We start from the raw sequence: 12,073 nt of genomic DNA, 5'->3' as shown, positions 1-12,073 counted from the left end.
AGCCAGTACCGGCAGAATTCGGCACCGGGCGCCGAGGCGATCCAGGCGTTGCACAGCGAGCGGTCGTCCTCGGCGCCGGCGGGGGCCTTTTCCTCGCCGAGGACGAACTGCCGCGAATGCCAGTCCGTCGGCAAGGGGCGCAGGAACAGGCTGTCGATGTCGGCGTAGATGCCGCCTTCCTCCAGCAGGATCCGCAGCCGCGCGAAATCGGCCAGGTGGGCATAGCGGAACGCCGCCACCGTGGGGTCATCGTAGCGGTAGTCGGCGACGAAGCGCTCGGGGTCGATGCGCCGCAGGCGCAGCCGCGGCTTGATTCGCTCCCACCATTCGCCGTGTGGCTCATTGTGATAGTGGAAGTGCACCTCTTCGGGCTGGTTCACCTCCAGGCACGAGGCCAGGCAGAGGTAGTACATCAGGTGGAACGGCTCGGTCTGCTCGCGCAGGCCGAAGACGAAATGGAAGATGTTGGGGATCGGGCGGGTCATGCGAGGGCCTCGAGGAGGGCCGCGATCACGGCGTCCGGGGAAAAGTCGCGGGCGATGCGCGCCGCCTGCTGCGCCGCGCGCTGGCGGGCCGCGACGGGCGCGTCGAAGATTGTCCGCAGCTGGCGCGCGGCCTGCTCCACCGAGGGGTCGGCCCAAAGGTCGGACGGCTTGTAGCTGGCGGACCAGGTCGGTTCGTGAACGGGCACCAGGGTGTAGTCGATCAGCGCGCTGAGTGTGGGGTCGAGATAGTCCAGTTGCCCGCCATAGCCGGTGATCACCACCGGCTTGCCCTGCCGCGCCGCGTCGAAGGCACCCAGGCCCCAGCCCTCGGTACGCGTGAGCGAAACGAAGCAGTCGCCCATTTCGTGCAGCGCGAGCATTTCCTCGTCGCCGAGGGACTCGTCCGCAATCACCGCAACGCGCGCGGGGTTGGCGAAGCGGCGCGCCAGCCGCGCGACGCTGCGTGCCGGCGACGGATGCCGAAGGCGAAAGCCATTGCGCCAGTGGCGATGCCACTGGGTGATGTCGTTGCGACTGGTCTTCACGATCATCAACACCGGATCGCTGGCGTCGAAGGCCTTCCAGTAGGCCTCGAGCGCCAGGTAGGGCGCCTTGCGATTGGACCAGTAGCCCACGGTGTAGAACACGAAGCGCTTTCGGTCGTCCCGGGGCAGGCGTGCCCGCAGCGCGGCGCGTGCAGCGGGGGCGGCTTCGGCAAGGCCTTCGAACTGGGGCAGGTGAGGCACCACGTGGATCGGCACGTTCACCCCGGCGCGGCGAAACACCTCGACGTTCCACTGGCAGGGCACCAGCACCGCGTCCAGCTGGTTGAGAATCTCTGGCCAGTGCGTCGGCAGGTTTTCCAGCTCCCACACCGTGTAGCCGAGGATGCGTCGCCCGGCCTGGCGCTCCTGTTCGATCAGCGCGGGGAAATACTCCGGCACGGTGTGGATCAGCACGGTGTCGTAGTCGATCGGCCGGTTGCACACGCCGTTCAGCTTGGTTTCCGGCCAGTCGGTGACGGGCTGCAATTGATAGCGATCCGCGCCGGGCAGCATCGGCGCCCACGTCAGCTCGACGCCGGCATCCACAAGGGCGCGGACATAGGCCTTCGCCGCGACCGCGTAACCGGTGGTGTCACCCCAGGAAATGTACTTCAGCCCACGCATGTCATTTGCGCCAGGATGCCAGGTGGAAAGCGGTAAAGCCGCGCAGCATGCCGAGGATCCGCGCGGCGAAGGCCGCGCTTCTCCAGGCGTCCAGCGTGAACAGCTGGATGAACGAGGAAACCAGCGTACGCATGCCCCAGTTGAGCATATGAGGCTGGGGATTCTTCGCGATCAGCGCGCCATCGCCGATGGCATAGCTGTGGAAACGACCCACGGCCCAGGAATTCCAGGGCGGCATCTTGCTCGGGTGCTGCATCTTGATCCGCGGGCTGTAGCAGGCTTTCAGGCCATCCATGTGGTCGAACAGCCGGTTCATCAGGTCGATGCCTTCGGCTGCTGGGAAGGGGGCGCCGGGGCCGAAGCGCTCATCGAAGCCGTCGGCCCGCAGGAACAGCTCGCGGCGCACGAAGAGCGTGGCTTCCGTCAGGCAGCTGAACATTGTGCGGCGGGTGAACTCGGTCGGCTCCTGCTTCCAGCGCAGCACGTTGGGCGCGCCGGTTTCGTCGATGGTCTGGCCGGTGATCACCTGGGTCAGCGGGTCGTTGGAGAGTCGTTGCACTTCGCCCAGGGCATCCGAGAGCAACTGGCAGTCGTCGTCCGGAAAACCCAGCCAGATTCCCCGCGCCAGGCGCGCACCGAGGTTGCGGGCACGGGTGGCGCTGCGGAAGTCGACCTGCTCATGGCGGATATCGAGAAGCCCGGCGAAACGGGCGATCACCTCGACCAGGCGATCGTCGCCATTCTGGTCGACCACGATCACCTCGAGCGTTGGCGCATTCTCCTGTTTCACCAGGCTCGCCAGGCAAGGCTCCAACTCGCCGTCGTCGTGCAGCGTGGCGATGACCAGCGAACAGTGTGGGGCAGAGGGCTGGCGCGCGACGTCGTCGGGGGAACGCTGCATGGTTTCTCGGTTCTATCGGCAAGGCGGCTTTTTCAGCGGAACGCGCGGCAGGCCGGCTGTTCTGTCGATCGGTCGGATGATCGTATTTTCCATACAGGCATGTCTTCTCCTCGCGCCGAGCGGTTCATGGCGTGGGAGCTCTTTCTTCGGGAGGCGACGCGAGCAGGTGCGCCCAGGCGCCGCGGGAGAATGCCTTGACGCGTGGCTATTTACCAGTCCAGAAGGGGATTTTCTCGTATCGATAGCGTTACGAGGGACTAAAACCCGTGAAACCGCTCCGTTTTGGTCTTTCAGATCGATCTTCTGTTTGCGCCTAAGCTATACCCGTTCAGGCCTCTCATCCGCGCAGGCAGGGTAGGTACGAAAGGCGGTGGGCACCATCATGGACGGCGCGTCTCGTGGCGGGCCTGGTACGAAACGGTCGAAGGCTCGCCGCCGTGCGGGTAGTCCAGTGGTCTGAAGCCGCCTGGTTACGGGAAGCAACACTGGCGCCGCCGAATGAAATCGTTACTATCCCGCGAGCACGAATAATCGAGAGATTTCTTAGTGAACATGCTGACGCAACGTGGAACTGCGGACTCCTCTTATCACCTCGACCTCTTCGATTATCTGCGGCTTCTGTTGCATCGCTGGAGGTGGGTAGCCGGGCCGACGCTGGCCGCCCTGGCCTGCGCGGGGCTTTACCTGCTCCTCACTGCGCCGGTCTACCAGGCGAGAACCACGTTGTTGCCGCCGACGCCGGCGTCGATTGCCGGGTATAACCAGGACAACGGTCGGGCGGGACTGCCGGTCTGGGATTCGGACGCAGTCTACAGTGCGTTTCAGAAGTATCTGTTCAGCGACAGCCTGCGACTCAGCTTCTTCAGGGAAACGGTTTTGCCGGGCCTGAGCGAAGAGCAGCGCCGGAGGCCCGAGGGCGCCTTGCGCCGTGCGTTCGACACGCAGCTCCAGGTGTTGGCCCCGGACAGGCTCAAGCCTTATATCCTCCAGGTCGACGTATTGTCCGAGCAGCCTCAGCAGGCCGCCGACTGGGCCAACGCGTACGTGCGCAGCGCCGAGCGTCTGGCGGACCAGGAGATCCGCGAGACAGTCGAGGCGTCGATCCATCAGCGCGGCGCCCAGTTGCAGCGCCAGATCGATCTGTTGAGAGAAACGGCGCTGAAGCGGCGCAAGGACCGCATCGCGGCGCTGAAGGAGGCGCTGCAGATTGCCCGTAGCGTCGGTCTTGACTCCCCGCAGGCGAGCTCCATGCGGGTTGCTGCGCAGGACAACCTTGCCTCGTTCATCGACGGCAGCCTGCTGTATCTGCGCGGCTCCAAGGCGATCAGCGAAGAAATCGCGTTGCTGGAGGCTCGCGAGTCCGATGATCCTTTCATCGAGTCGCTGCGGGATCTGGAAGAGCAGAAAGCGTTCCTCGGCGGTATCCGAATGCCCGACACCATGCGGGCGGTACAGGTCGATCAGTTGGCGCTGCCGCCAGACGCCCCGGTGAAGCCACGCGCGGTTCTCGTACTGCTGGCCGCCTTGCTGATCGGACTGATCGCCGGGACGCTGCTGGCCTCGGTGCTCGGTGCGGCGACCATGCGAAAGGGCGAGGCGCGCTGAGCATGACGCAGCAGGCGCCACTGGTCACGCTGGTCACGCCTACCTACAACCAGGCGCGCTACCTACAGAAATCACTGGACAGCGTGCTGGAGCAGACCTATCCGAACATCGAGTACATCGTCATCAACGACGGTTCCAGCGACGATACCGAGTCGGTGCTGAGCCGCTACGATGGTCGCGTGAATTGGTCGACCCAGGCCAACCAAGGACAGGCCGCCACGCTGAACGCGGGGTGGAAGGTGGCACAGGGCAAGTACATCGGTTACCTGAGTTCGGACGATCTGCTCGCTCCGGACGCGGTGGCGCGGCTCGTCGCTGTGCTTGAACAGGATCCGTCGGTGGTCTGTGTCTATCCGGACTGCGACCTCATCGACGAGCATGGCGTGGTAGTCAAGCGTGGTCTCTGCAAAGGGTTCGATCTCGAAGAGTTGGTGGTCCGGCAGGAGTGCCACATCGGTCCCGGAGCATTGTTCAGGGCAGACGGCTTTCGCCGCGTGGGCGGCTGGAAAACCTATCTGCATCTGGCGCCGGACCGTGAGTTCTGGATGCGCCTGGCGGGCGAAGGAAGCATCCGTTTTCTGCCCGAGTCACTTGCCGGCTACCGCCTGCATGCGCAGTCCATTTCCTATCAATCGACTTCCGACGAGCAATCCAAGGAATACCTTCAGGTGCTGGATGAGTACTTCGCCGGAAACGTCGCGCCGAGCATCCTCGCACGCAAGCAGGAAGCCTATGCGTTCGCCTATTTCCTCATGGCGCGCAATGCCATGCGTAGCGGCCGCCCCCTGCGTGGTGGCCGCTATTTCGTCGAAGCCTGTTCGCGGCATCGCGGCTTCATGCATCCGCGATACCTGCTGCAGTTGGTGCGCAATACGCTGAGCAAGCCGGTCCGGGTGGCGATGGCACGTGTGCGAGCGAGGCGGCTGCGTGCTGACTGATCGCGTCCGGCTCATGCGATGGCTTTTCCCGCTGTTTTACTTCCAGGCATACCTGGGGCTGAGCGTGTTGCTGTTCTTCTTTGGTCCATGGCCTTGGCCGGTGCAGGAGCCGGAGTCGCTGCTGGTGTTCCTGCTGGCCTCCCAGGCATGCTTTCTCGTGGGCTATCTTGCCGCCGCCTGCGTGCCCTTCCCCAAAGGGGCCGTGCTGGACGAGGCGAAGGTGCGTCGCTTCTTCGATTTTTGCCTGGTGGTTAGCCTGGTCCTCGCGATCCCAACCAGCCTGGCCCGCGCGGGCAGCGCGGTGCCGGACATCCTGTTCGGCCTCAGCGATCCGGGACAGGCCTACGTGGATAACTACTATCGCCTGCTCGACGGCAACTCCTACGTATGGGCGGAGTATCTGCGGATTCTCCTGGCCGTCCCCGTTACCTCGACCTTTCCGCTTCTGGTCTATCTCTGGGGCGGTCTGGGCTGGGTACGGCGCTTATTGGGTATTGTCGCTGTCGTTTTCCACATGTGCGTATACATGGCGATCGGCACCAACAAGGGGATCGCGGACGTCGTCATCACCCTGCCGCTGCTGCTGGTGTTGGCGAGTTGGTCCGGCGGAATTCGCCTGCAGGTGTTCCGCCCCCGTTACTTGCTGCTGTTCGTCCTGGCGTTCGCGCTGTTCCTAGGATTCTTTTCGGCGGGCCAGGTCGGACGGACGGGCGGGGTCGGGGAGGCGGGACTACTGCCGGCGGGGCAGGTGATGGTCCAGGCCGATCGCCGCGATGGTGAATATGCGCAAGTTCTGCCGCCTGCGTTGATGGTTACCTATGAATCGCTGACGCGCTACATGGGGCAGGGTTACTACGCCTTCGCCGTCGGCATGGACCTGGACTCGCCGAGCACATTTGGCTTCGGCAATTCCATGTTCCTGAATCGAAACATGGACGCATTGCTGGGCACCCACTACTTCACCGAGAATTCCCTGCCCAGCGTCCTGGAACAACGCAAGGGTTGGAGCATGATGATGCTCTGGCACTCGCTCTACACATGGTTGGTGTCGGATTTCGGCCTGGGCGGGACGCTGTTCCTGATGGGATTTTTCGGCTTCCTGCTGTCGCTGGGCTGGCGCCGTTGCCTCGACCGGCAGGGCGTCCTCTGGCTGACGATGGCGTACATGATGTTGATCCTGTTCTATTACACCCCAGCCAACAACCAGCTGTTCCAGATCGGAGAGACCACTTCCGCTTTCGTCATGGTGCTGCTCTGGCTGATGCTTTCCGGAGAACGGATCTTCTATCAGCGCAAGGGGTGATCGAGCCGCTGCCTGAGCCAGGCACGCCATGCATTCCTGGCACGCAAGCGCGGCAGGCCGAAGAGGCCGTTGGCCAGAAGTTTGAGGTTGCGGTAGCGGGTCGGCCAGGCCGGCCAACAGCGCGACGCTTCGGCAAGCGCGGTCGCAGCCTTGCGCCAGCGGCCTGCCAGCAAATGCAGGCGCGCCGTCAGCACCTGGGTGTTGGCGCGGGCGCGGAATTGCTGCCGAGCCAGACTGTCCGGTACATCATCGCGGGAGAAAAAGCGTTGCACGGCGATGGCGTACTCCCCCGCACGCTGTTCATCAGGCGCGCGAAAGGTCTGCGATTGTTCGTGTACGCGGAAAGCCGCGAGGGTTTCCGGATAGTGATGCACCGTACCGCACAGGCCCACGCGCAGCAGGAAATCCCAGTCGGGAATCAACCGCAGACGCACGTCCCATCCGCCGATTCGTTCCAGCACGCAGCGTCGTAGCAGGGCGCCGGGGCCAACCGGACAGAAGCCGTTGATCACCACCTCGTAGTGGTCGAACGGCGGTGCGATGACTTGCTTGAGTCGCCGACCCTCATGATCGATCAGCCAGTAGTCGGGATACACCAGCATTCGCTGTTCGTCTTCGAGCAGCGCGGCGACCAACTTGCCGATAGCGCTGGGTTCAAGGCGGTCATCGGCGCTCAGGTACCCCAGGATGTCGCCGGAGGCATGCCCCCAGCCGCGGTTGAGGCTGGCGGACTGGCCCTGATTGCTCTGTTGCAGCAACACGATCTTGCCGGTATAGCCCGCAAGAATGGAGGCTGTACGGTCGGTCGAGCCGTCGTCGACGACGATGACCTCAAGGTTGCCATAGTCCTGGGCAAGCAGGCTGTCCAGCGTGTCGGCGAGGTAATGCTCTGCGTTGTAGGCAGGTACAACCAGGCTTACGCGTGGGCTCATAGCAATCTCTTCAGGGTTCGCAGGGGGTGTAGCATCCCTTGCAGCGAGGCGACTGTCACTAGTCCCAGGCGCATTCTGACGCAGACACACATGGCCAGGCTCTGAAGACCCAAGGCAATGGCGACGCCGAGGGCGACGCCGCTGGCGCCGAGCCAAGTACCCAGCAAGAGCGCCAGTGGGATCAACAACGCACCGCTCAACCCGGTGATCCACAACATGTCGCGCTGGCGTCCGGTCATCATCAGGGTGTAGCCGGCCGAGCCGCAGAGCACGTTGACGCACTGCCCGGCGCCGAGGATCAGCAGAACCCCGTGAGCACCGCGATAGCTGGCGCCGAAGAACAGCTCGAGCAGCAGCGGGCCGGCGACAGCGAACAGGATCAGCGCCAAGATGGCTGGCAATGCCGCGAGTGCGGCCGAGTCGCGCAGAAGGCTCTGCAAACGGGCATGCTGGCCGAGCGCGTGCTGTTCGCTGATCATCGGGACCAGGGCCGAATTGAGCACCAGCAGGGGCAGGGTGAGCAGTTGGGTCAATCGAGAGGCGGCTCCGTACAGGGCAACGTCGGTACTGTCGGCCAAATGGTTGAGAATCCACAGATCGGCCTGGGTCAGCACGACCAGAAGCAGATTGGTACCCCACAGGGGCAGCGATAGCGCCAGCAATGTCCGCCAGCCCGGCGTCTGTGGCGCAGGCAGTCGACGCAAAGCACGGCGCAGTGCCATCGAGCAGATGAGAACCGCCAGAAGCGTTGCTCCGGCTACCAGTATGACGGTCTGCCGTAGTGTTGGAGTGCCATACAGCGCGGCGATGCCGAGCGCCGTTAGGTACAGCAAGCTGGAGCAAAGGCCTCCATACACCGAGGCGCGGAGTATGTCCTGCAGACCGCGAAAGGTTTCCGCAAGGGCTGACTGCAGCGCCAGGCCTATTGTCCAGATGATCAGGAGGATCGGCAGGAGCACGTCCGGTGGGAATTTCAGGAATGCCGCCAGTTGCCTGCTCACCGGCGGTAGCAACAACACGGTCGCATAGACCAGCGCGGCGAAGGCTAGCAGCTTCAGGGCCATCCATATGGCGCCCTTGGCCCGTGCTGGCCTGCCCAGGGCCATCGCTTCGGATACCAGTCGCACGACACTCAGATTCACGCCGCAACCGATCACGATGGCACTGATGGAGCAGAAGCTGAACAGGATGAAGTAGTTGCCCGCCGCGGCGGGCTCCAGCGTGCGGGTGATGAGTGTGGTGACGAGCAGCCCCGAGAAGGCTGCGAGCAGGCGCACCGCGAGGGAAATGGCGCTATTGCGTGCCAGGCTGGAAGATTTGCCTGCGGCAACCGGAGGGGTGGTGGAGTTCATGTCGGCACCGTTTCGCCCTTGAGCATCCCCAGCAGCGAGGCGCCCGCGGCAAGGTTGGACTGCGCTGTGCTCGGCACCATGAGTGCAAACTCCGAATTCACGCCGACCCGGCTTCCAGGCTCGTTGGAGCCGAAGACCATCACGGCGATCATGGGATCAGTCCGATTCGTCCAGATCGTTGTTCAGGGCCAACGGTTTCATCCGCCGGGCGATGACCGGTGATGGCAACCTCCTTCAGCGTCTTGGAAAGCGCCAGGGCGCTAGCCGGATAGGCCGCTTTGTCCGGTTTTCCGGTGCCCCTGATCTTGGTGTGCGCCGCTTGCGTGACGTCGGGCACGCAGCAAGCAACCCGCTCGGGCGTCGCGACATGAAAGGCGTTGACGATATCGCGCGTCGCGCTCTGAAGGATGGCGGAATGGCGCGCATCGCGTCGGTGGATCTTCGACTTGGGATGCGCATGGCGCGGCAGCAGCACATCAGGCTGGCTCTTTTCGTCGCGACCCAGGGTGTGGATTCCCTTCGGGGCGCTGCGAAGAAAACCGCCGAAAGCGGCGTTGCCGAAAGGCCCCGTTCCTTCGGAGATCAGCAAACATCTGTCTTTCAGCATTCCCGCTCTCTTCGGTGTTTCCGTCACGCAGATGTTACGGAAATTCCTGAGTAGGCGCGCAGACAACGCTGGGCCACCTCGCGCCAGGTGTAGTCCTGCAGAACGAGCTGCTTGAGTCGCTGGCCTTGGACGGGCAACAGGTCCCGCTGTGACAGCATCTGGCGCATACCTTCGGCAATTGCAGGCGCTTCGACCGGAACGATCCGGCCTCCGGCGATTCTTTCTACTTCGTCGAAGCCGCATTGGTCGGTGAGCAACACCGGTGTACCCACCAGGCCTGCTTCCAGCGCGACGATGGACATTGCTTCCTTCCGGGAGGGTATCACTAGGAAATCCGCCGCGCGCAGCAACGGGTATTTGCTGTCTGGCTGCAAGTGTCCGGGGAACTCGACGTTGCTGGCGATTCCCAGCTGCTGTGCCATGGCTTCGAGTGTTGCTCGTTCACCGAAATCCGGGCCCGCCACCACCAAGCGTGCGGTCGGATAGTCTTGCTTGACCTGGGCGAATGCTGCCAGCAACAGGTCAGGCCCTTTTATCGGCGCAAGGCGCCCGAGAAACGCGATCAAGGGTGATTCAGCGCTCCCCGGCTCCCAGCGAGGCGGCGAACGATCCCCCTCCTGATCCTGCTCGTGAACCCCATTGGGAATCAGCAGCGGCGCGTCGCAAGGAATGCCGTAGGGTGGGTAGTCCTTGCGCTCTGCGTCGGTCACCACCATGCAGCGTTCGGCGTTGCGGACCAGCTGGTAACCGATTACGGCGTTGTAAAGTTTCTTCAGCAGGCGCGACCGGCCCGCAACCGGTAGCGAGCCGGCCGGACAATAGAAATAGGGTATGTCGTGGCGCTTCGCGAGCCAGCCGACGAGCCCTGCGAGCCAACTCCAGTGTCCGGTGATCTGTACCACATCGGCCCGTGCTATCCAGTCGCTGATGCGTGCCGGAGAGGCCAGTGGCAGGTAGAAGCGGCGGCCCAGGTTACTCAGCAGCAGGCACTCGAATTCGGCCAGTTCGGCGCGCCGTTCAGCGGTAAGTCCAACCGTGGTGCTCAGCAGCATGACGGTGTGCCCAAGATCTTGCAGCGCCCTGGCCAACTGAAAGGTTCGCTCGGCCGTGCCGCCTCCCAGGGTGGTGTCGATGGAGTCACAGACCAGCAGTATCCTCATGAATTTTCCTTCCGCTGCAACGCGTACCATCGACCGTATTCCATCACGGCCTGTTCAAAATCTTTCTTCGGCGCGAATCCGAGGCTGGCTAGCCGGGTTCCGATGATGTGCAGGCGTGGGTCGTCCTGGGAACGCCGCGAGAGGCGCAGCAGGGCATGAAGCACCGAAGAGGGAATGCTCAGGGTAGAGCGCAGCTTCGGTACATCCATCGATGCGGCGAGGAGTTCGTCGATGCGTTGGTAGTGATTCGACGGATGTGCATCCTCTGCGACGATGAAAACCTGGCCCTGCAGCGGCTCTGGATGGAAAGCCAGCAGTTCGACCGCCTGGACGACTGTTTCGACGGGCACCAGATGCATGTTTCGGTTGCCGTAAACGAAACGCAGCACGGCCCGGGTCCAGAGAGGCCAGTCCAGCATGCGTCGCGCCAGTTGCTCGAGATTCCTGGAGTCAGGACCGAACACCGCGGTCGGTCGCAGGATCGCCAGGTCGACCCGAGAACCCAGGGTGGCCGCTAGCGCCTGCTCCACCACCAGCTTGCTTTTCTCGTACCGGGACAACGGATTGGGCGGCGTATCTTCATTGGCTTCGCTGCAGTCGGAACGACCCAACACCATCGCGGTGCTGACATGTATCAGCCGCCGAACGCCGTTTTCGAGGCAAGCCGAGGCGAGCTGACGAGCATGATCATGTGGAGACTCTTCGGCGGCGGTTGACCATGCGAGGTTGATCAGGACATCGGTGCCGGTGAGAAATGCCTGCAGCGAGTCGGGTGTGCTCAGGTTGCCGATGTAATGGCGGGTCCCATCCGCGGAGGGAGCAGATGTCGCCGAGCGACGCAGTTGCCGAATCTCGCATGGCAAAGGGAGAAGCGAATCCAGCAGGTGACGTCCGATGAAACCCGACGCGCCGATGAGGCCAATTGTCAGTGGGTGCTGGGAGGTCGGTCTGTCACTCACGAGTGGACCCACCCCTTGCCTGATGGCCCCCATGAAGTTAGCAAGGCGTGGCAATCAATGCGTACGAGTGTGCCTGTGCCGTCGGGCCACCATGGCAGATACGGAATCCATTCATACATCCCCTGCTTCCATGTTTTTATTATGGTCTTCAAGCCGCTAAATACCTGCCTGCGTTTGCATGTCCAGACACTTGGCATCTCAGGTTGATGCTTTTGATCGGAGTGGCGCCGATTAGTTGCGGTCTTCCTTGGTGGTTTCCCTCAACCAGGGGCTCGGCGAATCTGGGGTCGGTTTGGCATTTTCACCTGCATCCGTGCTTTCGATACAACCCGTTCTCGTTCCAAGCATCGGAGGCTTGTATTTATCAAGCTTCCGATTCTTTGGATATTTGTTTCTAATTATTAAAGTCTGTAGGTAATAAAAAAGCCGGCTTGTGGCCGGTATTCTTATTAAATATGCTTTTGATTTTAAAGTAATTTATTTCTGCTTGCTGTTGGGACCCACACTTTGACCCACACTGATGCGGGTCGCTGCCCTAGGGATGGTCTGAAGTAGTCAGGTATTTCTGGCTGACTCCAGCCCTTGCCGATTTCAAAACGGTGATTCGGCTAGAAAACGATCAAATCATCCCCTCTTTCCGGATTTATAGCCGGCGCGAGCAC

12 protein-coding genes are annotated in these 12,073 nt (G+C 62.5%); 3 read left to right on the top strand and 9 right to left on the bottom strand.

Translation table 11 applies throughout. The features are described 5' to 3' along the window. From QMX85_RS22155 to QMX85_RS22145, 3 genes are all read right to left on the bottom strand, one after another. Positions 1 to 485, bottom strand: a 485-nt coding sequence (locus QMX85_RS22155; RefSeq protein WP_282344555.1) for a glycosyltransferase, incomplete at its 3' end; no start/stop codon positions are given. After that, a complete protein-coding gene (locus tag QMX85_RS22150) occupies positions 482 to 1,654 on the bottom strand; it encodes a hypothetical protein (protein ID WP_282344553.1) in 1,173 nt (390 codons plus the stop codon). The genes QMX85_RS22155 and QMX85_RS22150, both read right to left, overlap by 4 nt. A gap of 1 nt (position 1,655) precedes the next feature. Beyond that, positions 1,656 to 2,555, bottom strand: a complete 900-nt coding sequence (locus QMX85_RS22145) for a glycosyltransferase (protein WP_282344551.1) — start codon at positions 2,553 to 2,555, stop codon at positions 1,656 to 1,658. 552 nt (positions 2,556 to 3,107) lie between these two features. On the opposite strand from QMX85_RS22145, the gene QMX85_RS22140 reads away from it, so the two are divergent. Genes QMX85_RS22140 through QMX85_RS22130 form a run of 3 tightly spaced genes read left to right on the top strand, consistent with a single transcriptional unit; the run spans position 3,108 to position 6,401 of the window. After that, positions 3,108 to 4,160: a Wzz/FepE/Etk N-terminal domain-containing protein gene (locus tag QMX85_RS22140; RefSeq protein WP_282344557.1), complete on the top strand. Its 1,053-nt coding sequence runs from the start codon at positions 3,108 to 3,110 to the stop codon at positions 4,158 to 4,160. A gap of 2 nt (positions 4,161 to 4,162) precedes the next feature. Continuing rightward, positions 4,163 to 5,098, top strand: a complete 936-nt coding sequence (locus tag QMX85_RS22135; protein ID WP_282344549.1) for a glycosyltransferase — start codon at positions 4,163 to 4,165, stop codon at positions 5,096 to 5,098. Next, positions 5,088 to 6,401 (top strand): hypothetical protein, encoded by a 1,314-nt coding sequence (locus QMX85_RS22130; protein WP_282344547.1) that lies wholly within the window; start codon positions 5,088 to 5,090, stop codon positions 6,399 to 6,401. Before QMX85_RS22135 ends, QMX85_RS22130 begins: the two co-directional genes overlap by 11 nt. Here the strand turns inward: QMX85_RS22130 and QMX85_RS22125 are convergent. From QMX85_RS22125 to QMX85_RS22100, 6 genes are read right to left on the bottom strand one after another with little or no spacing between them, the layout of a single operon-like run. Then, complete coding sequence (locus QMX85_RS22125) at positions 6,386 to 7,333, bottom strand: glycosyltransferase (protein WP_090225892.1); 948 nt, start codon at positions 7,331 to 7,333, stop codon at positions 6,386 to 6,388. The genes QMX85_RS22130 and QMX85_RS22125 overlap by 16 nt on opposite strands. Beyond that, a complete protein-coding gene (locus tag QMX85_RS22120; RefSeq protein WP_282344545.1) occupies positions 7,330 to 8,685 on the bottom strand; it encodes an oligosaccharide flippase family protein in 1,356 nt (451 codons plus the stop codon). The genes QMX85_RS22125 and QMX85_RS22120 overlap by 4 nt, the downstream gene beginning before the upstream one ends. Further along, a complete protein-coding gene (locus QMX85_RS22115; protein ID WP_282344544.1) occupies positions 8,682 to 8,837 on the bottom strand; it encodes a hypothetical protein in 156 nt (51 codons plus the stop codon). Before QMX85_RS22115 ends, QMX85_RS22120 begins: the two co-directional genes overlap by 4 nt. Next, on the bottom strand, positions 8,834 to 9,292 hold the full coding sequence (locus QMX85_RS22110; protein WP_282344542.1) for a hypothetical protein: 459 nt from the start codon (positions 9,290 to 9,292) through the stop codon (positions 8,834 to 8,836). Before QMX85_RS22110 ends, QMX85_RS22115 begins: the two co-directional genes overlap by 4 nt. A gap of 23 nt (positions 9,293 to 9,315) precedes the next feature. Next, positions 9,316 to 10,452 (bottom strand): glycosyltransferase family 4 protein, encoded by a 1,137-nt coding sequence (locus tag QMX85_RS22105; RefSeq protein ID WP_282344540.1) that lies wholly within the window; start codon positions 10,450 to 10,452, stop codon positions 9,316 to 9,318. Next, positions 10,449 to 11,411: an NAD(P)-dependent oxidoreductase gene (locus tag QMX85_RS22100; protein ID WP_282344539.1), complete on the bottom strand. Its 963-nt coding sequence runs from the start codon at positions 11,409 to 11,411 to the stop codon at positions 10,449 to 10,451. Before QMX85_RS22100 ends, QMX85_RS22105 begins: the two co-directional genes overlap by 4 nt. Between the last annotated feature and the right edge of the window lie 662 nt (positions 11,412 to 12,073).

It is taken from the genome of Pseudomonas sp. PS02288, from assembly GCF_029959715.1.
In the GTDB taxonomy this organism is placed as follows: Bacteria; Pseudomonadota; Gammaproteobacteria; order Pseudomonadales; family Pseudomonadaceae; genus Pseudomonas_O; species Pseudomonas_O kuykendallii.
Note: the sequence above shows the minus strand (reverse complement) of the source record. Positions and strands in the feature narration are given on the sequence as shown.

Bases quoted from the DNA above. Each gene is read 5' to 3' on its own strand.
- QMX85_RS22150 (WP_282344553.1), bottom strand. From the start codon at position 1,654: ATGCGTGGGCTGAAGTACATTTCCTGGGGTGACACCACCGGTTACGCG.
- QMX85_RS22145 (WP_282344551.1), bottom strand. From the start codon at position 2,555: ATGCAGCGTTCCCCCGACGACGTCGCGCGCCAGCCCTCTGCCCCACAC.
- QMX85_RS22140 (WP_282344557.1), top strand. From the start codon at position 3,108: ATGCTGACGCAACGTGGAACTGCGGACTCCTCTTATCACCTCGACCTC.
- QMX85_RS22135 (WP_282344549.1), top strand. From the start codon at position 4,163: ATGACGCAGCAGGCGCCACTGGTCACGCTGGTCACGCCTACCTACAAC.
- QMX85_RS22125 (WP_090225892.1), bottom strand. From the start codon at position 7,333: ATGAGCCCACGCGTAAGCCTGGTTGTACCTGCCTACAACGCAGAGCAT.
- QMX85_RS22120 (WP_282344545.1), bottom strand. From the start codon at position 8,685: ATGAACTCCACCACCCCTCCGGTTGCCGCAGGCAAATCTTCCAGCCTG.
- QMX85_RS22115 (WP_282344544.1), bottom strand. From the start codon at position 8,837: ATGATCGCCGTGATGGTCTTCGGCTCCAACGAGCCTGGAAGCCGGGTC.
- QMX85_RS22110 (WP_282344542.1), bottom strand. From the start codon at position 9,292: ATGCTGAAAGACAGATGTTTGCTGATCTCCGAAGGAACGGGGCCTTTC.
- QMX85_RS22105 (WP_282344540.1), bottom strand. From the start codon at position 10,452: ATGAGGATACTGCTGGTCTGTGACTCCATCGACACCACCCTGGGAGGC.